The sequence below is a fragment of the Bacteroidia bacterium genome (genome assembly GCA_041391665.1).
Classification (GTDB): Bacteria; Bacteroidota; Bacteroidia; order J057; family J057; genus JAGQVA01.
Genome location: JAWKNO010000003.1, coordinates 827,914 through 852,080 on the forward strand (window position 1 = coordinate 827,914; position 24,167 = coordinate 852,080).

22 protein-coding genes are annotated in these 24,167 nt (G+C 45.8%); 9 read left to right on the top strand and 13 right to left on the bottom strand.

Annotation, left to right across the window (positions count from 1 at the left end):
- Positions 1–16 precede the first annotated feature (16 nt).
- Both R3D00_26150 and R3D00_26155 read left to right on the top strand, forming a co-directional pair.
- Positions 17–1,306: a TonB family protein gene (locus R3D00_26150; protein ID MEZ4776685.1), complete on the top strand. Its 1,290-nt coding sequence runs from the start codon at positions 17–19 to the stop codon at positions 1,304–1,306.
- A 120-nt stretch (positions 1,307–1,426) separates the two neighbouring features.
- Positions 1,427–2,116, top strand: a complete 690-nt coding sequence (locus R3D00_26155) for an FKBP-type peptidyl-prolyl cis-trans isomerase (GenBank protein MEZ4776686.1) — start codon at positions 1,427–1,429, stop codon at positions 2,114–2,116.
- Positions 2,117–2,119: 3 nt separating this feature from the next.
- Here R3D00_26155 and R3D00_26160 read toward each other — a convergent pair whose 3' ends face one another.
- Complete coding sequence (locus R3D00_26160) at positions 2,120–2,773, bottom strand: hypothetical protein (GenBank protein ID MEZ4776687.1); 654 nt, start codon at positions 2,771–2,773, stop codon at positions 2,120–2,122.
- A gap of 91 nt (positions 2,774–2,864) precedes the next feature.
- Between R3D00_26160 and R3D00_26165 the strand changes: the two genes are divergently transcribed.
- Complete coding sequence (locus R3D00_26165) at positions 2,865–4,721, top strand: ABC transporter ATP-binding protein (GenBank protein MEZ4776688.1); 1,857 nt, start codon at positions 2,865–2,867, stop codon at positions 4,719–4,721.
- An 8-nt stretch (positions 4,722–4,729) separates the two neighbouring features.
- On the opposite strand, the gene R3D00_26170 is transcribed toward R3D00_26165, so the two are convergent.
- The 3 genes from R3D00_26170 to R3D00_26180 form a co-directional block, all read right to left on the bottom strand.
- Positions 4,730–5,311, bottom strand: coding sequence for a TIGR00730 family Rossman fold protein (locus R3D00_26170; protein MEZ4776689.1), 582 nt, complete (start codon positions 5,309–5,311; stop codon positions 4,730–4,732).
- Positions 5,312–5,333: 22 nt separating this feature from the next.
- Complete coding sequence (locus R3D00_26175) at positions 5,334–6,551, bottom strand: aspartyl protease family protein (GenBank protein MEZ4776690.1); 1,218 nt, start codon at positions 6,549–6,551, stop codon at positions 5,334–5,336.
- A gap of 184 nt (positions 6,552–6,735) precedes the next feature.
- On the bottom strand, positions 6,736–7,296 hold the full coding sequence (locus tag R3D00_26180; GenBank protein ID MEZ4776691.1) for a Uma2 family endonuclease: 561 nt from the start codon (positions 7,294–7,296) through the stop codon (positions 6,736–6,738).
- 142 nt (positions 7,297–7,438) lie between these two features.
- Here R3D00_26180 and R3D00_26185 point away from each other — a divergent pair, with 142 nt between their 5' ends.
- Positions 7,439–8,464 (top strand): hypothetical protein, encoded by a 1,026-nt coding sequence (locus R3D00_26185; GenBank protein ID MEZ4776692.1) that lies wholly within the window; start codon positions 7,439–7,441, stop codon positions 8,462–8,464.
- A gap of 5 nt (positions 8,465–8,469) precedes the next feature.
- Here R3D00_26185 and R3D00_26190 read toward each other — a convergent pair whose 3' ends face one another.
- From R3D00_26190 to R3D00_26230, 9 genes are all read right to left on the bottom strand, one after another.
- The gene (locus tag R3D00_26190) at positions 8,470–9,243 is read right to left on the bottom strand and encodes a DUF2797 domain-containing protein (GenBank protein ID MEZ4776693.1); all 774 of its coding nucleotides are present in this window, start codon (positions 9,241–9,243) and stop codon (positions 8,470–8,472) included.
- Positions 9,244–9,322: 79 nt separating this feature from the next.
- The gene (locus tag R3D00_26195) at positions 9,323–9,883 is read right to left on the bottom strand and encodes a hypothetical protein (protein MEZ4776694.1); all 561 of its coding nucleotides are present in this window, start codon (positions 9,881–9,883) and stop codon (positions 9,323–9,325) included.
- Entirely contained in the window at positions 9,880–11,151 is a 1,272-nt protein-coding gene (locus R3D00_26200; GenBank protein MEZ4776695.1) for a hypothetical protein, read from the bottom strand. Before R3D00_26200 ends, R3D00_26195 begins: the two co-directional genes overlap by 4 nt.
- Positions 11,138–13,504, bottom strand: coding sequence for a DUF2339 domain-containing protein (locus tag R3D00_26205; GenBank protein MEZ4776696.1), 2,367 nt, complete (start codon positions 13,502–13,504; stop codon positions 11,138–11,140). The genes R3D00_26200 and R3D00_26205 overlap by 14 nt, the downstream gene beginning before the upstream one ends.
- Positions 13,505–13,608: 104 nt before the next feature.
- The gene (locus R3D00_26210; protein MEZ4776697.1) at positions 13,609–14,505 is read right to left on the bottom strand and encodes a DUF5777 family beta-barrel protein; all 897 of its coding nucleotides are present in this window, start codon (positions 14,503–14,505) and stop codon (positions 13,609–13,611) included.
- A 70-nt stretch (positions 14,506–14,575) separates the two neighbouring features.
- The gene (locus R3D00_26215) at positions 14,576–15,136 is read right to left on the bottom strand and encodes a YceI family protein (protein MEZ4776698.1); all 561 of its coding nucleotides are present in this window, start codon (positions 15,134–15,136) and stop codon (positions 14,576–14,578) included.
- A 42-nt stretch (positions 15,137–15,178) separates the two neighbouring features.
- Positions 15,179–15,565 carry a hypothetical protein gene (locus R3D00_26220; protein MEZ4776699.1) on the bottom strand — a complete coding sequence of 129 codons (387 nt, stop codon included), beginning with the start codon at positions 15,563–15,565 and terminating at the stop codon, positions 15,179–15,181.
- A 21-nt stretch (positions 15,566–15,586) separates the two neighbouring features.
- The gene (locus R3D00_26225; GenBank protein ID MEZ4776700.1) at positions 15,587–16,360 is read right to left on the bottom strand and encodes a c-type cytochrome domain-containing protein; all 774 of its coding nucleotides are present in this window, start codon (positions 16,358–16,360) and stop codon (positions 15,587–15,589) included.
- Positions 16,361–16,373: 13 nt separating this feature from the next.
- Positions 16,374–16,793: a hypothetical protein gene (locus tag R3D00_26230; protein MEZ4776701.1), complete on the bottom strand. Its 420-nt coding sequence runs from the start codon at positions 16,791–16,793 to the stop codon at positions 16,374–16,376.
- 230 nt (positions 16,794–17,023) lie between these two features.
- Here R3D00_26230 and R3D00_26235 point away from each other — a divergent pair, with 230 nt between their 5' ends.
- From R3D00_26235 to R3D00_26255, 5 genes are all read left to right on the top strand, one after another.
- Positions 17,024–17,935, top strand: coding sequence for an RraA family protein (locus tag R3D00_26235; protein ID MEZ4776702.1), 912 nt, complete (start codon positions 17,024–17,026; stop codon positions 17,933–17,935).
- Positions 17,935–19,209 carry a mandelate racemase/muconate lactonizing enzyme family protein gene (locus R3D00_26240; GenBank protein ID MEZ4776703.1) on the top strand — a complete coding sequence of 425 codons (1,275 nt, stop codon included), beginning with the start codon at positions 17,935–17,937 and terminating at the stop codon, positions 19,207–19,209. The genes R3D00_26235 and R3D00_26240 overlap by 1 nt, the downstream gene beginning before the upstream one ends.
- A gap of 18 nt (positions 19,210–19,227) precedes the next feature.
- Entirely contained in the window at positions 19,228–19,527 is a 300-nt protein-coding gene (locus tag R3D00_26245; GenBank protein MEZ4776704.1) for a hypothetical protein, read from the top strand.
- Complete coding sequence (locus R3D00_26250; GenBank protein ID MEZ4776705.1) at positions 19,514–19,783, top strand: PIN domain-containing protein; 270 nt, start codon at positions 19,514–19,516, stop codon at positions 19,781–19,783. The genes R3D00_26245 and R3D00_26250 overlap by 14 nt, the downstream gene beginning before the upstream one ends.
- A gap of 366 nt (positions 19,784–20,149) precedes the next feature.
- A complete protein-coding gene (locus R3D00_26255) occupies positions 20,150–24,049 on the top strand; it encodes an ATP-binding protein (protein ID MEZ4776706.1) in 3,900 nt (1,299 codons plus the stop codon).
- Positions 24,050–24,167 lie beyond the last annotated feature (118 nt).

A 24,167-nucleotide genomic window follows, 5' to 3' on the forward strand; every position in this document is an offset into this window, starting at 1 on the left:
CTAACATCGAGAAGATATGCAAAACGCAAACAAGACAACGACTGTTCACAAAATTGATGACTACCTCCTTCGGATTGAAGCCCATGAAAAAGCCGAAAGAAGAAGAAAAGGCCTCTATGCTCTAGTACTATTTGCTGTTGTGGGAATAGGCTTCACGGTCTATAAAACCATTAGTTTCCAGAAAAACCTCCGAACTTTCAGCGTGGCTGACCTTTCGTATGAGAAGGTACAGACATTGTTTACCGAAGACGAGGCTCCAATTATCGTTAGTCATCCGGATATTGGCCGTGATACAGTAAAATCTGTAGAGGACTATATCACAGTGTTGAATCTTCTGGACCTGATTGAACAAAATCGCAACCTGGCCATCAGCGTTGTTGATACCCTTTCGGGCGAAGAGACCGCAGAAGAAACCGCACAAAATAGCCTTTCTCCTTACATGGTAGATATTGACGGAGAGCGCAAACAGGGCCGCACACTCAACTTTAGTATCGAGAATTATGATCCCGAAGTAACCTATATGCTGGACTTTGGAAATGGTTCCAGACGCAGAGTCGGCAAATCGTTTACTTATACTTACGAACAGCCCGGAAACTACCGTATCCAACTATACTCAACCAAAAACGCGGTTTCCAATACGTACACAAAACGGGTGCAAATCAGTCAGGATGAAAGAATGGCCACGCAGATCGCAAGTGCGGCGAAACCACTCAACGAACCCGAATCTGTTGTAGACCTGAATGCCACAAAAAGCGAAAGTGAAAGTGAATTAAAAACCGGTGCGAATCTGCCAGAAGAACCGCGCGAAGAAGAACCAGCCAACAATACAGTAGCGTCATCAGAAACGGTTTCAGAAAATAAAGAAACTGATTCACCGATTACAGAAAATACAGAGGTCTTCCGTACCGAAAATACACGTGATCTGCCGACGCGTCCGGCTCCGCAACCAGTTTCCGAGGTGGTCAAAGCATCCAATGCTTCTGTCAACAAACCGCTGGTCGCTGCTCAGCTTATGCCCGAATTTCCGGGAGGAACCAAAGCCCTGGCAAGGTTTTTCAACAAATACTACCGCTACCCGTTGGAAGCTAAAAACAATAACATCGAAGGCGTTGTATATGTACGGTTTATTGTAAATCCCGACGGCAGCCTGAGCAATGCGAAAGTAGTAAAAGGCGTGGGACATGGCTGTGATGAGGAAGCCATCCGCCTGATTTCACTTATGCCCAAATGGATTCCAGGTGAGCAGGACGGAACAAAAGTAGCCGTTTACAAGACGATCCCCATTACCTTCCGGCTTCTCAACTAAGAAAAATTTTTCCCGGGAAATATTAACACATTTCAAGGAGGCTGCCGACGGCAGCCTTTTTGTTTTGGTAATTCCATTTTTTCAGGCAAAATTGCCATAGTGTTAATGACAAATTCATTTATGAAAAGATTATTCTGGTTAATAGCAGGCATTTTGGTGATTCAGTCTACAGGTTTTGCTCAAAAAGCACCTAAACTGGTGACCCGCGCCGACAGTATTTCCTACGCTTTGGGTATGGATATTGGAAAAAACCTGGGGCAGCTTGATCTGGATATCAGTCCGGAAATGCTGTATCAGGGGTTGAGTGATGTATATAAAGATGTGGAGTCTCCGATTTCTGCCGAAGGACTTCAATCCTGTCTTATGGCTTTCCAGCAGGAAGCGCAGGCTTCACAGCAAAGGAAGTTTATGGAAAGCGCCGAAATGGCCAAACAGGAAGGCGAGCTTTTCCTCGCTCAAAATAAATCTGAAGAAGGTGTGATTACCCTTCCCAGCGGACTTCAGTATAAAGTCCTGCGGGCTGGCAATGGCCCTTCACCCGGTCCCAACAACTTGGTGCGGGTGCATTATGAAGGGAGATTCCTTGACGAATCTGTATTCGACAGCTCATATGAAAGAGGAACACCTGCTGAGTTTCAGGTAACTCAGGTAATTGCCGGATGGACAGAAGCGCTTCAACTGATGAATGCCGGTGCCAAATGGCAACTGTATATTCCTTCAGATCTCGCCTATGGTCCAAACGGCTATCCACCCAATATTCCGCCAAATTCAACGCTGATCTTTGACGTTGAACTGCTGGATTTTAAGTAGGTCTTACTGATAAGGATTGCGTACAGTTCTCACAAAACCGTTGAAGCCCTGCTTCTTCAGGTAAGGGATGACTGTTGACTTGACATAATCTGTTGACTCAGGTTTGTACAATCCTGCCACGACTTTGTAAAGCCCGTCTTCAAAGGTCAGAAATGTCCCATACGCAAAGACGTTGGAAATTTTTTCATACCGACGCATATCCGGTTGCTGAAAGGCACCCAGTTGAACGCTGTATGTCAGGTTTTGGGTTTTGTTTGTACGCAGGCTGCGCTCATCTGCTTCAATAAAGGCATTGGAGTAGCCCCTGGTCCATATCAATGTAAGGATATTTTCTGCGGTGGCTTTCCCAAGATAAGGGCCGACGAATACTTTTTTCCCTTCTCCGTCCCGACTTACCATTTGCTGTTCTACAGGAAGTTCAGAAATAGAAAATGGGCGGATAAAACCAAACTCTTTAAGATCATCAAACTGGGCTAAATCTTCCAGAGAGTTCATCGTGCCCACGTAGATTTGATATATGGTGTGGTCCCCGGCAGGCTGAGAGTCAGTCTGGGCAAAAACGGGTGTAAGCATAAAAAAAACAGCAATGATCGTTGCTGTCAACTGTAATAATACGCCTTTCATGGGATAGTTTTTAGGGTTCTCAATTACTTGCATAACTCCGAAATTAGCACTTTTATTGCTTTCCCCAAGCGCGCTGCACAACTTATTGCCAACTCTGGAAACAAGCCTTGCGTATGAAGACCTTATGAGTTTATTTTCCAATTTATTTCGCGCATCTGCCAGAGACCAACGTTATGGCGGAACGCTCTCTCTTAAAGACAACCTTCGGGCCCTCAGACATCTGCCTCCCTTTTTGCGCCTGATCTGGGATACACAGCCCTGGATGGCAGCGGGCAACATGGCCTTGCGCCTGCTGAAAGCAGGCGTACCGGTAAGCACCCTTTACATTGGTAAACTGATCATCGACGAAGTCGTTTTCCTCTCCCAGCATACCGGAGGAGAGAAAACCCATCTTTGGATGCTCATAGGTATGGAGTTGGGGCTGGCGATTATTTCAGCCATGCTGGGAAGAGCGATCTCCCTTCTCGATGCATTGCTGGGAGACCTTTTCAGCAATGAAAGCTCTGTCAGGCTGATTGCGCATGCAGCTAGTCTTGATCTCCCTCAGTTTGAAGACTCCGTATTTTACGACAAACTGGAGCGCGCACGTCAGCAAACCAACAGCCGCACCATCCTCATGTCTCAGATGCTGCTTCAGGCTCAGGATATGATTTCGATGGTATTTCTGGCTGCCGGGCTCGTATTTTTCAACCCATGGTTAATCGTATTGCTGGTGATTACGGTTATTCCAGCTTTCATCAGCGAAACCCACTTCAACCAACGAAGCTATTCGATATCCCGCGCATGGACACCGGAGCGGAGAGAACTCGATTATATGCGGTATATCGGAGCCAGTGACCAGACGGTAAAAGAAGTGAAGATCTTTGGGCTGGCCGATTTTCTGAAAGACCGGTTTCAAAAACTGGCGCATCGTTACTATCTGGCAAACAAAGCTTTAGCCATTAAAAGAGCAGTTTGGGGGTTTGTATTTAATACCTTTGGAGATCTCGGCTATTATGGTGCTTATGTACTGATTGTAATCCAGACTATTCATGGGCAGATCAGCCTGGGAGACCTGACGTTTTTATCCGGTTCTTTCAGCCGTCTGAGCGGGCTTTTGCAGGGCATCCTGTCGCGGTTTTCAACCATTGCACAGAGTGCTTTATACCTGCAGGATTTTTTCGATTTTTTTGCGATGAAGCCGGAGATTTTTTCCCCCGCCGATCCCCTGCCCTTTCCTGCACAGATTCAGGAAGGATTTGTATTTGAAAATGTTTCTTTTAAATATCCCAGTTCCCACAAATATGCCCTCCGCAATGCCTCATTTGAACTGAAAGCAGGAGAGAAGCTGGCACTTGTAGGGGAAAACGGGGCAGGTAAAACCACCCTTGTGAAACTGCTGGCCAGGCTGTATGATCCGACTGAGGGGCGGATTCTGCTCGACGGACACGACCTTCGGCAATATGACCTGAAACAACTCAGACAGGCCATCGGAGTAATATTTCAGGATTTTGTGCGATATCAGTTGACAGTAGGGGAAAATATTGCCGTTGGGCAGATCACCCATATTTATGATCAATCCAAAATTGAGGATGCGGCACACAAAAGTATGGCGGACACAGTGGTTCATTCACTGGAAGGCGGATACGATCAAATGTTGGGAAGAAAGTTTGACAAAGGCGTAGAGCTTTCCGGCGGGCAGTGGCAGAAGGTAGCTCTTGGGCGTGCCTATATGCGCGAAGCACAGGTGCTCATTTTGGATGAACCCACAGCAGCACTCGACGCCAGAGCCGAATACGACGTTTTTGTGCGGTTTTCAGCGTTGACCAAAGGCAAAACGGCCATTCTGATTTCTCACCGTTTTAGTACAGTAAGAATGGCTGACCGAATCCTTGTGCTGGAAAATGGCGGTATTAGTGAAACCGGCTCTCATGAAGAGTTGCTGGCCCTGGGAGGCGTATATGCAGAATTGTTTGAGTTACAGGCACAAGGATACAGATAAAAGAAAATCTACACCTTTGCCCGGTCCATCCATTTTTCCACATTGGGTGGCTGCCAGGAATCCATCAGGGAAAGAAGCCCTTCCGGCTGGTCATGCAGCAGCACCATACTCCGGTTTTGGCGATGGAGAAACCTTTCATCCGCCATATGATCAAACATATTCACCAGCGGCTGAAAATAATGGTTCACATTGAGAAGACCGATAGGGAAACTGTGAAGGCCCAGCTGACCCCAGGTGAGGATTTCGCAGAGCTCATCCAAAGTCCCAAAGCCACCGGGCATAGCGATAAAACCCTCAGAAAGATCGGCCATACGCTGCTTGCGCTCGTGCATGGTTTTGACCACAATCATTTCAGTAAGGCCTGTATGACCGACTTCTTTGGCGAGGAGAAATTCAGGAATGACGCCGGTAACTTTTCCACCCGCTTCGAGGCAGGCATCGGCGATGACACCCATGAGGCCGACATTGCCCCCCCCATATACCAGGCCAATACTGCGAGCGGCCATCAATTGGCCCAGTTCAACCGCTGCCTGGGTATATATCGGGTTATGGCCCGCATTGGAGCCGCAAAAAACACATATATGATTCATAGTACAATCACGTGCGTAAAGATCATATCTCTGATAGCAGGCGAAATTTCACCTTAACGATTTTTTCCTGTCTTTTTAGTTTCAGAGAAATCACTTTTCCATTTTGGCGGCTCAATGTACCATACAATTCATCTATATCCAACTGGTCGGCGGTAAATCCGTTGATACCAACAATCTGGTCATTTACCTCTATACCGGCCTCTTCTGCGGGCGAATTGGGCCTGACATAACTGATTATGTACTCGTCGTAATTTGTACCGCTGGTGAGCAGTTCAAGCCCGCTGATATTGTAGAAAAATTCATTTTTGTACAGCGAATTTTTCCGCAGGTAGATATACCCCCGGGTGTAGTCAAAAGCCACATGGAAACGGGAGATAATTTCTGCGCCCAGATTCCCATACCAGGTGTCTTCGGTTTCGGTGACACTGATCGAACTTGCTTCCGGATACCCGGCGATTACATCCTGAAAACGAAATTCGCCAAGAGAAAACTCCTGTATCCGTCCAAGTTTGCCATATACACTTCCACTTAAGCCCATTCCCAAAAATGCATCCACAGAAGGATATGGGAGCGGAAGGTCGTCATCAAACAGAGATACAGCCTGGCTGGCACCGGTATCCACCAACCATTGAGATTTGACGCGGTTGCCGCTGTGATCGGTCAGCGTAGCTGTCACATAGGGCTTGGCCTTACGGAGTTCGATAGGGATAGCAGTGCTTTTACGATGGGGTTTGTATTTAAACGGATCGTATAGCTTTACATATTTTTGCTGGTAATTGATCTCCACGACAAACTGACGGAAAACCTCAAATCCGATAATCCCATAAACAGGTTTTCCAAAAATTCCGGAATAGGAGATCACCCCTTCGGGCAAAATAATTAGGTTAATCCCATGGCCATTGAGACCCGGAAGAGAGATCGACAAGTCTCGGGCCAGCACAGCCTGAATCATTTCACCAGAACCCAGCCCCCGAACCGAAATGGATTCGAGTGTATCGAGAGAAAGAAAACCCGCCACCATGGGTTCTGTAAGAATCGTAGTGCGTACACCTGTATCGAGAATAAAGTTCATCTCGAAGGATTCATTAATACGGACAGGGATGAGGATAATATTGTGCTGGATTTCAATGGGGATTTTCACATAGTCCACGTTATCGATAAAGGAAAAACCCGCATGAAGATTCGCCATATTCCCCACCCAGAAAGCAATACACAGACAAATTGTAAGGTTCTTTTTCATAAGGTTGAAGCATTTGGCCTGATTGGTTACACCAACTTTAAAGATATACAAATCATGAGGAAGCAAAGACCACATATTGATGTAGTTATTGCGATTTTCGAAAGATTATCAGCTACTATCTTTTATACGTAAACGTCAACCCAAAAATTAAGCAAATTGAAAGAATTTTTCAATAGCGCCTTTTTCAGATCAGCCAGTCTTCAACCGATGTCGTTATTTTCAGTTGCGGAATGATGACCTGTTCGCCAGGTTCTGCAAAACGGTGTTGTTTGTATCTTTCTCCGGAAGGCTCTGTAAGAACCTCAATTATCCGGCTCTGCAAGTCTAAAATCCAGTATTCAGAAATACCAGCGGCAGCATAAAGCGCCCCTTTGATCTCCCGGTCATAGGCGAGGGAAGAGTCTGCCACCTCCACAACCAAAATAATATCTGCTGCCATAGGATGGCCCTTTACATAAAAATCATCTCTGTTTTTTACCAGGACAATATCGGGCGCTGGTTCAGAATTGTCTGATATAACAATGGGATCCTGAATTTGAATTTGTGCATTAGTGGAAACCAATTCAGGGAGCCAAGTCAGTATTTTTCTGGTGGCAGATGTGTGTTTACTTCCGTTAGGACTCATTTCTACAATTTCACCATGAATCAGTTCCACATGATCCCGTTCGGTGAGGATGCCGGCTTCGATCATGCGGTGATAGTCGGAAGTGTTGAGACGGTATCGGGTAAGTGGAAACTGCGACATGAAAACTTTTTTATGAATATACGCAAAGTTGGGCAATTGGTACAAGTGTCAGGCGTGTTTCCAAATTTAAGACGAACATAATCTCATTCCTTTTGCCGCAAAAAAATGCATTTGGTATATTGGCAGGCAAAACTACCACCCCATGCAACAACGCTTCGTTTTATTATGGATATTTTCAGCCTGTTTTCTGCTCAGCATTCATGCTCAGCCACAGGCTTTACCCCTGTTTTCTTCCGAAGATCTCCTCCAAATCACGCTGGAAACCGACCTGAAGGCCTTTCTCAGTGACCGTGGCGGTGATCCCGACTATCATGACGCAAAGTTATCTGTTACAGATGCTACCGGGCAAATCCAACAGGGAGAAGTCGAAATTAAAGCCCGGGGAAAATTTCGCAGAGACGAAATGATCTGTCATTTCCCGCCGATCAGGGTAAAGTTCTCCAAAAAGAAAAAAACACCCGAGGTATTTCAGGGGCAATCCAAATTAAAGCTCGTTACTCACTGCGATGATGAGCAGTATGTATTGAGGGAATATTATATCTATAAAGTGTACAATCTTCTCACCGAAAAAAGTTTTCGGGTAAGGCTCGCCAAAATCAAATATGTGGACGTCAACGGCGAAATGCCTTCTGAAGAAGCTTTTGGTTTCTTTATTGAAGATGAAGAAGATATGGCAGCGAGAAATGGGGAAAATGCCATTGAGGATGATGTACCCATTGCCAGTGAAGATGTGGACGAAGCGCAGACCACACTGGTACATGTATTTAATTATATGATTGCCAACAAAGATTTCAGAATCCCTTCCCCTCCGCAAAACATGAAAATCATCACACACGGTAATACTAAGCCAGTTCCTGTACCTTATGATTTTGACTGGGCTGGAATGGTAGATGCGGCTTATACCAAGCTCGCCTATGAAAAGGGCCCCAGTTACGAAAAAAGGCAGGTTTTCAAACCACTATGCCGCACAAAGGAGGAATATGAAGTAGTATTTAACCAGCTTCGGGCAATCAGGAGTGATGTAGAAAATCTGTACAAAAGCTCCCCCTACCTCGATCCCAAAATCATTAAAGAGAGTCTGAAGTACTACAAAAGTTTTTATAAGACGATCGACAACGACAAAATGGTGGATGAAATTTTTGTTCAGTCCTGTGAAAAGGTAAAATAGGCAAACTAGTCTGCGCTTAGTTCGACGAAGTAGCCCGTATGTTTGCGAACATTCATCACTTCGCCGCCTTCAAAAAGGAGATACTGGCCTTTGATACCGGCCAGTTTCCCCTCTACAACAGCGGTTTTGTCGAGGTTGATACTTTTTACTTTTGAAGGAAAGGCAACTACCGGATATTCGATTTCAGTTATTTCGTCATTGAGGGAAACGTATTGCTGCATCTCCGCCGGGACAAGCGCCTGAATTCTGCTTTTTTCAGCCCTTACATCCACGTCCATGGCGAGTTCATTTTTGAGCATTTTCTGCCAGTGGGTTTTATCAGAGATATGGTCTTTGAGTGCAACTTCAATCAGACCTGCGGTATAGCGGTTGGGCGTTTCGGCGAGGCGAATAGCCTTCCAGGCCCCCTGGTCAATCCAGCGCACAGGGACCTGGTCTCGTCGGGTGACGCCGACCTTTACCCCGCTGGCGATGGCAAGATATACCACGTGCGGCTGCACGTGGTGGGCGAGTTCCCACTCCGGATCGCGGCCTTTGCCCAGGTGCCCTTCGCACAGCTCCGGGCGAATAATACATTCCGAGTTTTCCGGAGAATTGAGAAAATCAGGATAACAAAACCCTTCGCCAAAGACCTTGCTGATCTTTTTTCCACAAACTTTACAATGGATGACTCCGTCGTATTTTAGCTGTATGTGCCGGCCAATCAACGCATTCATATCCACCTCGTCTGCACCCAATTTCAGTGTGTAGGATACCGGCTGGGTATATTCCGTGCGCATTTTGCGCAGGTTTCCGCTATATGTCATATTTTTTCTTTATCCGCCTGAATTTACGGAGGAATTTGCGATAAATAAACTTTTACCACCGGTAAACCACCGAAACTCCCAACAGGATGATGGCACCTTCGCCTACGTCTGCCCCATCCGAAACAGCATTTATTTCATATCCCAAGCCCAGCGCCGGGGCTAGTCCCCACTTCCAGCGATTGGATAACCGGTCAGATAAAAACATATATCCAAACTCCGCCGTAGGCTGCAAAACGACAATCCTGGTTGTACCAGACCGCATTTGCTGGTAGTCTTCCCAATTGACCTTGTTGCGCCAGACATCCATTCGCCCACCCACAAAAAAACCGTTGAGCAAATCCTTAACATAATGGCGATAACCCAATGTACCGCCAAAACCCATGCCTTTCTCCGAATCATGTACGCCCATACTGCGATGGTCAAACAAGTTGGCACCCACCCGCAGGTTGATTGCGTCGTGCCCGGTGAGGCCAAACTCCATCCTCACTCCGGGCATAATACCGGTTGGGTATAACTGAAACTCCGGCCCGAAAGAGGTTTGGGCCATCAGATGTGCAGAAAAAATGGCAGGCATTACGCCTGAAAGGAAGCAAACAAACAGGTATTTTCTCATTCTGGGGTATTATTTTTCCCGGGAGCATTTCGCAGCATTTTCACCGTAAAAAAGCCCAGCAGGAGAATGACAATTCCCATGACGACCCACAGAAGATTTTCCGTCATGGCTTCTGACTTTGCCCCGGAAACAGCATCTTCCGCATCAGTTTTTACGATCATACTTTCTTCTCCGGGGAAAACCGGGGTCAGTTTTTCGGGGATTTTATTCCGGAAATACATCATATCGTATCGCGGCAGATAAGCTTTGGGATTCTGGTATACCAGCATATAGTTTCCCTGGGCTTCCAGATCTGTTTGCATGGAATACACCGGGCCAAAAACTTTGATTTCCCGGAAAGATAGCGGTATGTCGTCGTAATTATAGACGGTGATTTTCAGACGGTTGGTAAACTGAACCGCTTCATCAAATACATTTTCCTCAAGAGAAGAAATGGTAAATCCGCCAAAATCCCGCCATACTTCTTTGACACCTTCAGCGGTTTCCACAGATTCTTTTAACCATGAGACAGATACTGCGCGATAAAAATCTTTTTCTTTATCCACATCAAAAGCCAGTCGGCTCACCGGATAACGATCGCTTAGTTCTACTGTGATTTCCGTCGTTTTTTTATCAACATCGTTTTTCACAACCTGATGGGTGACGGTGAATGGTCGGTAAATGCCGTTGGTTTTGACAAATCTTCCGACACTGGCCTTGACGATTTCGGCTTCTGCATCGTTAAGTTTTACCCTGAAAAACTTATAATCTGAATCAGAAAAAGTAAGGGTGGCAAAATGATAGTTTACATGATCATTGGATATGCCTACCAGACGAATATTTTCTTCTATGGTAAACCATTTCAGCCGGTTGTTGCTCCCTTCCAGTGTAGCAAGCAGGTCGTAATTCATCGGACGAATATCCAGGTCGATATGATTGATGGTCATTTCCTCTTCAGGCCGGAGGGTTACAAAGGATTCATTGTCTCCGCTTTTGCTTTGGTTTACCATTTGAAAGGGAACTGTCCCAACCTCCTCAACATCGCCGCTTGTATGGATCAGAAAAGGAACTTCAATGGTATCTTCCGGAGATATTTTGAAAATGCGGATATCGCTCAAATCTTCTTTCAGCTTTGACAAAACAGATTCGGGGATAACGATTTCATGCCACCCTTTTGATTTTATCTGAGACAACGGCCTTTGATACACATAATCAGTCATCTGTGCAGGTAAAAAAGGGCTTAATACCAGGAGTAAACCAAGCGCAGGAAGAGTTTTATACATTTTCATCGTCCGTCTCTTGTTTTGTTTCTTGTTGTTCTGGCTCATCACCTAAAATCACGCTTTTAAAACGCTGGTAAAGGAACGAAATTATCATCAGGAGCACACCCAGCGCAAGGAAAATAACCGTTTTATTGCCAAGGGTAGTTTTGTCCAGATCGAATATAAATACTTTGACCAGGATCACCCCAAACAAGGCAATGGAAGCGATACGAAGGTATTGTAGTTTTTTCCAGAAACCCAAAATCATCAATACCAGTGCATAAAGCCCCCACAGCACACTGAATCCTACCCGTCGCACTTTTCTTTCGAGAAGGTATGTATCAGCCTCGGGATACATGACGTGGATGATATGCTGGAGTTCGGCACTCAGCAAGGCGAGCATAATCAGGTGAAAAGCAAGTCCAAAACCTGTTTTCACACGAGGATCATCAAAGGTCTGGTGAGCCCGGTAATTCATCCAGAGATTGATTCCCAGAAAAGCATAACAAATATAGCGCATGTAGAGATAAGCCATTCCAGGCTTAAATATGGGGTTTTCACCGGGGTGAAAATAGTTTTCCCGAAGCTGATACAGATCCGGGAGACTTTCAGTTAAAAACAGTAATACCCCAATCCCCGAAGCGACAATACCTGCGATATAGATGGCTTTATTGTTCCAGAAACGCATATTCACAGCCAGTAAAGCAGCCATAAACAGAAACGCATAATTGATACTCCACAGAGCGGAGAACGTGTTCAGATCGTAGTTGAAGTTATCGGCCCCGTCGAGTACGATTTTTGTGGAAGCCATAAGTTGAGTAAAAAACTGATCGATTTCAGGCAGGAAGGCTGCAAATGCAGTAATCAGGAGCAGAGATGGCAGCAAAACACCACCAAACCGCTGCAACGAGCGCCATTGTGTTTCTTCGGGCTTATATCTTGTGTGAAAATACGTCATCGCAGCAAAACCGGCGATCACGAGGAATGAGGTAAGGAAATGAATATTAAATATTGGTGTAAAAACCTTTTCATCCAGAAGATACACCGAGTTGGAGTACCCTTCGCCCCAATCCTGAAGCAGGCTGAAGAAACTCATTCCAGCCAGAATATAAGCCAGTGCTTCATAGAAAAATACCTTTTGTGTCCTTCCAACCCAGAATACAATTACAGCTTCGCAGATCCACAGCATCGTAACCCAGTTTCCTTCAAGCTGAACCGGAACTGCCAGCGTAAGGAAAGTCAGTACCAGTCCGGCCACGAGGTAAAACAGGTTGCGGTCGGCAAGTTTGCGATTGTAAATCAGGAGTGTAACGACAAAATGTACGAGCGCATTTGCCAGGGTAAAAAGTCCCAGCCAGCGGTCGCCATTTTCAATTCCTTCAATCAATCCATAACCCGTACCGTAAAAAATGGAAGAATTGAGCAGAAGGAAGACGATATCGCGCCAGTTATATTTTTCAAGATGAATGAGTTTATAGGCCAGAAGTGCCCCATAAAACAGCAGAAAAAATACGGCTGCAAAGGTAAGAGAAACCTGGAAATAACGATCTGCGACATACCGGTCCTCCATCCAGGCGAGGTACACACCCCAGGTGAGGGCAAAAGCAATATAGTTGAGCGTATGCCAGTATTTGCGGAAAGCGAGGGCTAGAATACCGACATTGACAATAGAAATATAGATAAAGAGATTTCGGATTTCACCGGTATTATCACTCAGCAGGATCGGAACGGCATAAGCACCTGCGAGGCCGATAATAGCGATTGCCTGGATATTGTACCAATAAGCTGCGAGCACACCAAATGCAGTAAAGACCAGCATCAGGCCGAATGCCACGCCTTTGGGAATCAGGTGGTAAAAGTCGAATGCAGCAAATGTGGTAAAATATAGAATAGCAATACCGCCGCCCAGCAGGATTGCACTATAGCTTTTATAATTCTCTTTCAACACATACGCCAGTCCGACAAGGCTAAAGCCAGCCAGGAAGCCACCAATCACCCGAATGACAGGGCTTACCAGATCGTTGTCGATGGCAAATTTGACAAAAAAGCCTACGCCGATGACGAGGATGGCAATACCAATTTTACTGATAAGGTTCCCTCCGATAAACGCTTCGAGATTGCGGTCTGGTTTGATTGTTTTCTCCCGGGGAGGCGGGCTCGTTTTTACCACCGGAGGTTTTACCCTTTCTGAAGGAGTGGTAGTAAGAACGGGCGGTTCGCTTACTTTTTTATCAGATGAAACGACCTTTTCAGGTGCTTTTTCATCTTTGAGTTGAAGCAATTCTTTTCTCAACGCAAGGATTTCCTGATGCGCCTGATTGTGCTGGCGGATCAGTTCGTTGAGTTTTGCCGAAATTTCCTCTAAGGTTGGGGTGCTCATAAAAGAGAATAAGGGATTTTGCGCAAGAAGATAAGAAAATTACGCAAAACCCCATTCTCTGTTATCATAAGATTTTAGGAAAACGGACTTTTCAGCAGGCAGAATTACCAGTCCTTTTTAGCCTTTTCCTGCTTTTTCTCTTTGTTGGAAACCGTAAATACCCGTGCGAGGTTAAATCCAAAGTATATATCTCCATTGGCCCAGTCTCCGGTGGTTTCTGCGACAAAGAGGTTTTCTGTCATCCCCCGGGAGTTGGTAAACATCAGCTGGAATACGTGTCCGCCGGTTTCGATATCAAAGCTCAGAGACAGGCTATTCTGGAAGTTATTGGCGGTGTAACGGTATCCGGGAATATCGAGGATATAAAAATACTCACAGTTGATACTCATGCTGGGCGTGATTTTCACCCTTCCCCCGGCGCCAACAGCGAAGACATCATTGTCTTCAGCGCGGGTAGCCACGAGGTTGCGGTGGATCATGGTAGGCATGACCTGAAAAGAGAGCGCCTCATTGAATTTTCGGGCGATCAGCAGTTGATGAGAGTAAGACAACCGGGAGCTGAAATAATTGACCCGGTCGGGATCAGCCCAGTAAAGGGTGTTTGCCTGAATTCCGGAGACCCCCACAACAGAAAAAGGCATAACCCGTTTACCTGAGCTTTGTCTGAAGAACTTGACCTTGACAAAGCTGTCATAGGTTTTGTTCACATTACTTCTCCCTACACCGACATTGAGCCAGCGTGTGATTCCGTATTCAAACCCCAGTCGCATATTGGCCTGGTCGAGTCCAAAAAATTGGTAGGCCCCATCGTTTATTCGTCCAAACCTATGGGAAATGATGAGTTGCAGCACTCCCGCAGCCGGCAATTCTATAGAATGCGCATTGACAATACGCACCGATTTAAAGGTTGCAAAGGCATAATTGGTCGTTTCCTCCTCCATATCATTCAGCATATCCATCAGGTCATCCTGAGCAACTGATAAGGCAGGAAAGTATGCCATGAGCAGGCAGAAAAGAATATTCCGTAAGGTGGGCATAAACGTTAGCGTTGGGGGTTATCAATACAAATTTTTAGTTCTCCTGATTGTAGGGCTGATAGTTCATATCAACCGTCACCTCTATTTCCTGTGCGATATTATCTTTCACCACTCCGGGGATTTTGATATCGTAGTCAGCGACAGCTACAGGAAATTTGGCAGAAGAAGATACCTTTCCATCTGCGACTACGATCAGCCCCTCTGTTGAGACTTCTTTAGTCACCCCGTGAATGGTAAGCGAGCCGTTTACTTTCGTTTTATATGAGCCATCCTTGGCGAAGTTAATTTCTTCGAGGTTGGCGATTTTCCCTTTAAAGGTAGCTTTGGGAAACTTAGCGGATTCGACATACTTTTCATTAAAATGCTCCTGCATCAGCGCCTTTTCAAACTGAAAACTTTTCATCAGTACAGCAAATACAATTTCGCCCGTACCCGCGTCGAGGATGCTGGTAACCTGATGGTTGTTGGCTTCAATGTCTTCCATTGCAGTATGAGAGAAAAACTTAATATGGCCAGTGCGGGTCATATATTTTTGGGCATGAAGCTGAAATATGGTAGTCAGCAAAACGATGGCAAAAACAAGCAGATTTTTCATAATGGTTTATTAAGAATATGGGTCAGTTTATAAATATGAGACTTAATTATTAGAGGCCCCGGCATTTATCCAGGACTTGATTTTATCGAGGGTACAGGCAGAAAGTTTGGGTTCGCCATCAGGCATAGGGACATACCCCTGATCATGGTTTATGGCACCCCAAAGTTTGCCGTTGTTGACCATTTTAAGAACATCATTATAAGTATCCAGTGCAATATTTCCACTTTTAGAAACAGCATCATGGCATACGTAACAGCGGTTTTGGAGCAGCGGCTGAACAATGGCCGAATAAGTTACATTCGTAGTATCACATGTATTCGTGCTGGCCGGGTACAGGTCCTCTTCATTGTCGTAATAGCAGCCTGTAAGTATTAGAGAAACAGCACCAAATACCATCAAATATTTCAGCAGTTGGGGGGTTCTGGACATTGTTATTGTAGGTTTATCTGGTTAATTATTTTTAACGCCTGCATCAATCCAGGCTTTTACTTTAGCTATATCACAAGCGGGAAGTTTATTTCCGCCTCTTGGCATGGCAGCGAACCCCGTCTGGTGGTCAATGGAGCCAAAGAGCTTGCCATTATTTGCCATTGCTGCTACTCCGCTATGACTATCAAGGCTAATACTACCAGAAGGATCAGTACCCGAATGGCAGCCTGTGCAGTATTTTGCCATCAGGGGCTGTATCATTCCAGAATACGTGACGTTTGAAGTATCGCAAGCGCTGCTATCTGAGCAGGTCAGATCCTTTGCCCCCTGCAAAATCCACCTGGAAATAATCCCGATTTGCTCTTTAGACAAAGACGTATTAGGTAGAGGAGGCATAATATCCTCATTATCAGTTTCGGTGATAGCTTTATACAAATCACTTTCCCCCAAATTGAAGGGCGAAATTTCCCCTGTTCGCATTACGGATTCGTAATTGGTGAGTATAACACCATCACTCGCAGAGGCAGCATCATGACACCCACTTTTTGCACAGTTGGAAATCAGTATCGGCAATACATCGCGCTCAAAATATACCGTATCTGGATCACAAAGGTGGATATTTTGGGTAGTTGTATCTATCGGATTGGTGACAGTATCGATGGGGTCTCCCGGCCCTCCACCAATCGGAAGAATCGGATCATGTACGCAGGACGACGCCCACATTAGCGACAGCACAACAATTGTGAATAATGGGAAAAGTCTTATTCTAAACATGGTTTTCGGAATATTGCTCATCAAAATCAGAAAATTACTTTAGCACACATCGGGTAAGATTGACATCGGTAAGGAACCCCGTGCATATCCCCCGAACAGTGATTTCTTCACCTGCGGAAAGATTCCTGAGGGCGGCGGCATCATCGCCAACAAAACCACAACTTACCCCAAACATCTCACCGGTAGCATTCAGAATTACGGTTACTCCTTCGGGGCTGTCAGATTTTTCACCGATCATTCCGTTCACTTCTACAATTTTGTTCAGAAATTTTTCATTGGCAGCTGCCTCATCACTGTTGAATGCAGTAAAAAGTTCATCTACGGTCAACGAATACGCCACTTCAGCACCCGACACATCTTCGTGAGGTTTGTTAAACAGGTAGATTGCTGCACTAACGCCGATAAATCCGGCTAAAGCACCAACGATGAGAAAAATCTTAAAACTCCTGGACATAATTATTTTTTATTAAGTCAACAAATAAAGATGTTCTATGTTTTGAACGAAAAAAAACATTACTCAAACGGGATATATTTGGTTTAAATCCGGAAAAATTTCACCTTGTATTATAGTCAGCCTGTATATGCCGACTATACTTTCCTTTTCACTCTTTGTTATATAAATCATTAACTATGCGTGGATTACTACTCGTGGCAATGCTCCTTGCCTTACTTTTTCCGGGCATTATGCCCGGTTTGCAGGCTCAAAACCTGTCTCTCAGCAAAGCGGATATGATCCGGTTGTCTCCTGAATGGAAAGGAGAACGATTTCCCGACGGTCGCCCCAAAGTTTCAGACGCTCTGCTGGCGCGAATGAAACTCGTCACACACGAAGAGGCCTGGGCCGTCATGCGAAATGCCAACTACAAGTACCAGTATGATGACGGATGGCTGGTCATTCACCCCGACAGTATCTTAGTGGGAAGGGCTGTAACGGCTGTATTTATGCCCGGCAGGCCCGACGTGCACAGAGTTATCGACAGCATCGGGCATGCACAGGGCCGGATCAAAAGCCAGAACTCATGGCCCGTCGATCAACTCGTCAAAGGCGATGTATATGTCGGCGACCAGTTTGGTATGCATGAAGACGGTCCCACCATCGGCGACAACCTGGGCAATGCCATCTACACCAATTCTGGCAACGGCATCGTGTACAACGGCGCGATCAGAGACATCGAAGGGCTAAAAGCCATCCCCGGCTTTACCGGATTCGTCAGAAGTTATCACCCCTCACATCACCTCAACAACCCCGACGCACCTGGGCAACTCAATACCACCCTGGTCGGAATCAATGTTCCTGTCAGGATCGGAAAAGTTATGGTCATGCCTGGCGACGTCGTGCTCGGCAAAGAAGGCGCGGTAACATTTATTCCGCCGCACCTCGTCGAAAAAGTAGTTACGACTTCCGAAATCGTGCGGCTGCGCGACATGTTTGGACACCAGCGACTGCGCGAGAAAAAATATACCGCAGGCCAGATTGACAACCGGTGGACAGATGATATCGAGCGGGACTTTTCCGCATGGCTCAACGATCATATCAACGAATTGCCCGTAGGCAAAGAACAAATTCAGGAATTCCTCAAAAACAGAACATGGTAATGAAAACTAACTCACAAAACCGAAGAAACTTTTTCAAAAAAGCCGCACTGGCAGGTGCGATGACTTTTCCCGGTCTTCAGATGCTGGCCGATGCCACAGACCGGACGCCCAAACCATCGGCCCCTTCCGACCTCAAAATCACGGATGTAAAGTGTGGTTATATCCGCGGAGGTCATAGTCTGTTTGTGAAAATCTATACCAACCAGGACATCTGGGGCGTAGGAGAAGGCGTTGACGCCACACCCGGCACCTACCACCTCGTCAAAATGATGGCCGCCAGAATTAAAGGACAAAGTCCGCTCAATGTACACCGCCTTCACGAAGACATACGCCGTTCCGGCTTTTTTGAGGGAGCACAGTCAGGCATGTTTGTGGCCGTGCTTACAGCCATAGAGTCGGCTTTGTGGGATCTCACGGGAAAGGCGCTGGGTCTGCCCGTGTATCAGTTGTTGGGCGGGAAATTCCGGGATAAAATACGCGTGTATTGCGACACCGCATTGTATCAAAACCAGCTACCCAAGCCCGAAAAATTTGCAGAGAGTGCGCTGGAAGCAAAAAAGATGGGATTTACTGCCGTCAAGTTTGATCTGGACCAGCGAAACGACCCCAACAAATACGACCTGTACAACTGGACGGCCAGCCCTGGAGAAATCCAGCGGATGTATGACCAGATGGCAGCAGCAAGGGAAGCTGTAGGGCCCAATATCGACATCTGCGCTGACATGCACGGGCGATACGACGCCATAACCGGCGAGATTGTCGCCAAACGGCTGGAGCCGCTCAATCTCATGTGGCTGGAGGAGCCGATTCCGGCAGAAAATGCCGAGGCATATCAGAAGATCACCCAGTCAACCACTACCCCGATCTGTGCGGGAGAGAACCATTATCTGGCGCATGGATTCCGTCGGTTGCTGGAAATGGGTGCGGTGGACATCATCATGCCCGACCTGCAGAAAGCCGGCGGGCTGGGCGAAGGCCAGCGCATCGCCAATTTGGCCAATCTGTATTATGTACCTTTTGCCCCGCACATGGTGGCTTCATTTTTGGGCGCCATGGCCTCTGCACATGTATGTGCATCTGTACCCAACTTTATGATATTGGAGTGGCAGATATATTTCCACAAAGACCCCATGTTTAAGGAAATCGTATCATACGACGGAGAACAGATTGTGGACGGGCATATCATTTTATCAGAAAAGCCCGGCATTGGCGTCGAAATCAACGAAGAAGCCATGCGGAAGTACGCACCTCCCGGCGTGCCGTTTTTTGAGTAGGGGAAAAAGAGCTGTGATTTGTACCTAAAAATTGTAGGAAATCGTATCTTAGAGAAGAAATTTATTTTTACCATGAGGTTAAGCATTGAAATAAGTTTTGACCAACTTCTCCAGTATATCAGACAACTTTCTTTTTCTGATAAAGAAAAGCTTGTCCTTGAAATACAGAAAGATATGGTTTTTAAAAAGAAGGAAGCTGCACCAACGGCTCTTCAAAAACTCCTTTTACAGGGGCCGACCTGGTCTGATAGTGAATACCAGCAGGTAATGAGAACCCGTGAACAGATCAATCAAGTTGGAAAAGATGATTCTGCTTGACACCTCTGTCCTGATTGAATACTTTCGAAAGCAGAGAAAAGATCTGACTTTCTTTTATAATCTGGCTGGTCTGGACGAATCGATGGCGATTTCCAGTATCACAAAATATGAAATCCTGATCGGGAAAAAATCCGGTCAGGATTTATTTTGGAATTCATTATTGGAAAGTCTAACGCTGCTTCCTTTTGGAGATAAAGAAGTTACAGAAGCGATTGACATTCAACATACCTTGCTTAAAAGCAATAGATTTTTTTGAGTACGGGTAGCAGTAGGTTTTGATGTTTTACACCCTTTCTGACAAAAAAACTTCTGCTTTTTTAATATCGTCTTTTCTGTTATCTTTAATATGACAGAAAAGGCCTTTTTTTATTTACAAAATCGACCATCATTATCTCAATAATTGATGATTATTGATAAGCAACCAATCATTCAAACCCGGTTAATAGGTAATAACTTCTTACCGAGGTTGTTTCTATGGGCGAGCATTATCATTACATATTACACATTCCACCCCAGACTTTACGGTCAGATAGCTGAGATACCTTCTAACAAATATTATCCCTTCCATATTGATAGTTATAATATGGAAAATGGATTGGCTCAGCAAACTGGGTATAGCTTCATGCAGGATAGTTTAGGTTTTGTCTGGATAGGCTCAGAGTATGGGATTAGCCGCTTCGATGGGATCGATTTTGATGCGTTCAGACCCGCCGCCGATCATCCTGGCGGGATCCCCCCAGATGATATTTTTGCAATCGCCGAAGAAAGGAGCGGACATCTTTGGTTGGGTTTGAAGCAAGAAGGCCTTATCTTTTTCGATGCTATTCATGAAACAGTTCAATTATTTCAATATTCTGATACGGATCCGCATACTTTGAGCCATAATGCTGTACGTTGTCTCCTAAAAACCACGCCAGGCATCTGGATCGGGACAGTGAATGGGCTCAACCTCATGGAACGGGTAGCTGGAAAGGTTCAATTTACCCGGTTTTTGCTGGATTTGGAGATACTGTGTCTGCTTCAATGGAATGAAAACACCTTGTTGGCTGGCACGAACCACGGCTTATTTGAAATCAATCTGACTACTTTGGAGATGAAAAAGTGGAAGGAGTTTCCAAGGCAGGATCAAAAGGTGGCCGCACTATCGATCATGCCTGACCAGCGGATAGCATTGGGGATTCAGGGAGAAGGTATTTTCCAGCTTAACATGGAAACCCAGGCATGGACTGCCATCAAGGACTGCCATCGCCTTCATTTTCAGGCGCTTTCATATGGACTTGGAAACCGGTTGTGGGCGACAGGTGATTGGGGAATTGGCCATTGGAATCCCGAAAATGGACGCTGGCAAGAAATCGAAGGATTATCCACTGAACGAGCCTATGCACTTTTTCATGACCGTTATGGAAACCTGTTTGCAGGCACCGATAACTTTGTGTATCGAATACGATTAGAGACAAAGGGCATTGTACACACGCCGCCAGAATATGTAAAACGGATAGCTTTGAGCCGCACATATCGCATGACAGCGCAAAACCGGATTTGGGTAGCTGCAGAAAAGGAAGTGATGGTTTTTGACAGTGTACACAGCAGGGAAAATATCAGCTACCAGGAATTTGAATTACCCGAAATCAAACAAATCCAGGGCGCATTTTCCCTCTGCGAAGAGCCAGATAAAGGACTATGGCTCGGTACGACACAACAAGGACTGGTGCTCTATGATGGAGAAAAAGTGAGGTTTTTTTTTGATCGGAGCTCAGCAGACTCTGTTGTATCGAAATACAGGGTGGCTGATATACTGATCGATCAAACAAACCGATTCTGGCTTGGAAGTTGGGGAGGCGGACTGTTTCAGGTTGTACGAGATGGCAAAGGTGACCCGGAATCCCTGATTCGGTATACCCACAACCCGGCGGATTCTTTGTCTCTGCCTCACAATACAGTCCGTTGTATCATAGAAGATGGTAAAGGCAGAATCTGGATAGGTACGGGAGGCGGCGGGCTTGCGAGATTTTATCCTGAGAAAGGAACCTTTAAGCGTTATTTACAAAAAAATCCCCATACAGGCATGGAACAGGTCATCGAGGTGATCCACATCATAGAAGATCCCCGAGACCACTCGCTTTGGCTTGGAACCGATATAGGACTGGTACATATTGAGGTTGATTCGGACGAAAAGATTACCGTCTTCACCCAGAAAGACGGCCTCCCCGGAGACAATGTGGCAACGCTGACGATGGACCAGCATTACCGGCTGTGGTTGGGAATATATGGAGGGATATGTAGCTTCGATCCACTGAGTCGTCAGGTGCTTAGATATCCTGAGCTACCTGCAACCGAAATGTGCGGCCACGGCGCATATACAGATCCGGAGGGGACGGTATATTTTGCTGCCATAGAGCATAATATGGGTTTTCATCCCGACAGCTTTCATATTGATATAAATCCGCCTGAAATTCGACTTACCCGATTGAGTATGTTGGGAGAGGAAGTAACGGTATCTCAAGCAAAAAAAGATGGTTCTTTTTTACTAAAAAAAGCTCTCCCCTATTTGTCTGAAATGCAATTTCCCTATAATCAGAAAATTATTCAGATTTCCTTTGCTGGTCTGGGAAAGGGTAATTTAATCAGCGTGAGATATGAGTATCAGTTAGAAGGCCTTGCTCCATCCTGGATACAACTGGATCCTGGTCAAAGAACTATTTCTCTAAATGGACTAGCCCCAGGAACCTATACGCTTCACCTGAGGGCAAGTAATGCCTACGGTATTTGGGCAAAATCAACTTATGACTGGCCAATTACAATTCTCCCCCCCTGGTACAGAACCATTTGGGCTTATCTGGTTTACCTCTTACTGGCTTTGGCGATTGTATGGACGATTTATCAAACCTGGCGGGAGCGCGTACAGATGCGAAATCAACTCGAAAGAGAAAAATTTGAAAAAGATCAACTGGCAAAAGTCGATCAGCTCAAATCCCGCTTCTTTTCCAATATCTCCCACGAGTTTCGCACACCCCTGACCCTGATTCTGGGGCCGGTGAAACAATTACTTGATCAGCCGGAAAGACCGGAAGAAGAACGAATTCTTTTGGCCATGATGCACCGAAATGGAAATCGTCTGCGCGACCTGATCAATCAGATACTGGATATCAACCAGCTCGAATCTCACCAAATGCCACTCAAGACCGAAGCGGGAAACCTCCTTCAGCATTTCCGTTACCTCGCGGCAGCTTTTGAGTCATTAGCCTATCAAAAAAATCTAAACTACCAGTATATCATCCCCGAACAAACACTACATTTTTTCTATGACCGGGATAAACTGGAAAAAATCGTCAACAATCTCTTGTCCAATGCCTTCAAATTTACCCCTTCCGGTGGTTCGATTCGCTTCACAGCAACCGAGATACCCCAACACAACCAGCAACATTCGCAATGGGTGATCCAGGTAACAGATACCGGATCGGGCATAGCCGACGACCAGTTACAACGTATATTTGACCGCTATTATCAGGTTGATGATTCGGCCACACGCAGGCAGGAAGGAAGTGGAATCGGGCTGACCCTTACCAAAGAACTCGTCGAATTGATGGGAGGAGAAATTGTAGTGGAAAGCAAGTCGGGAAATGGTACCATTTTCACAGTCCGGCTTCCTCTGGAACAGGCGCCCCCGGAAGCGATGGAAGTACCACTTGCCGAAGAGTTGGAGATGGCACCAGTCACACTTTCAAACTCAGAAAGTGTTAACCCAGAGGCACAGGAAGCCGAAAAACCAATGATTCTTATCGTAGAAGACCATCCCGATATGCGGCAATTTATCCAATCAGGTTTGTCTGACTTCTACCAGATTACCACAGCTTCCAATGGCCGGGAAGGTTTGAGCATTGCTTCAAAGACGATTCCCGACCTGGTGATCTCAGACGTGATGATGCCCGAAATGGACGGATTTGAATTTTGCCATAAACTCAAACAACAGGAAACCACCAGTCATATCCCGGTGGTGATGCTTACAGCCCGGGTTGGAGTCGATAGCATAGTCGAAGGGTATGATACCGGGGCGGATGCATACCTGACAAAACCATTTGAATCCCGCGAACTGAAAGCTGTCGTTGACAACCTGATCCTGCAAAGACAAAAACTGCGGGAAGCTTTTGGCAAAGTCACAAAGGTCGAGCCGGGAAAAATGAACATCACCCCGGTGGATGTGCAGTTTTTGCAGCGGGTACAGGAATATCTGGAGGTGAAGTATGCCGATTCCGGTCTAAGCGCCGAGTCATTCGCGGAAGCCATGAATATGAGTCGCATGCAGCTTCATCGCAAGCTAAAAGCACTACTCGATCAGTCTGCCGGTGACCTCATCCGATCATTCAGACTGGGAAAGGCAAAATATCTGTTGGAACAAAGCGGATTTACCGTTGCCGAAATAGCCTTTCAGGTGGGTTTTGAGGATCCGGGTTATTTTGGGCGGGTATTTAAAACACAAATGGGCGAAACGCCCGCCAGCTACGCCGAAAAATTTCAGCAATAGAGATAATTCTTCCCCTTATTTTCTTCAAAAAGGTCGAATGTTACAAACTTCCGGCTTTTTGTTACAATTGTCCTACCCTATAAATGGTTGATTTCCAAAACTTTGACTCAAAATCAAC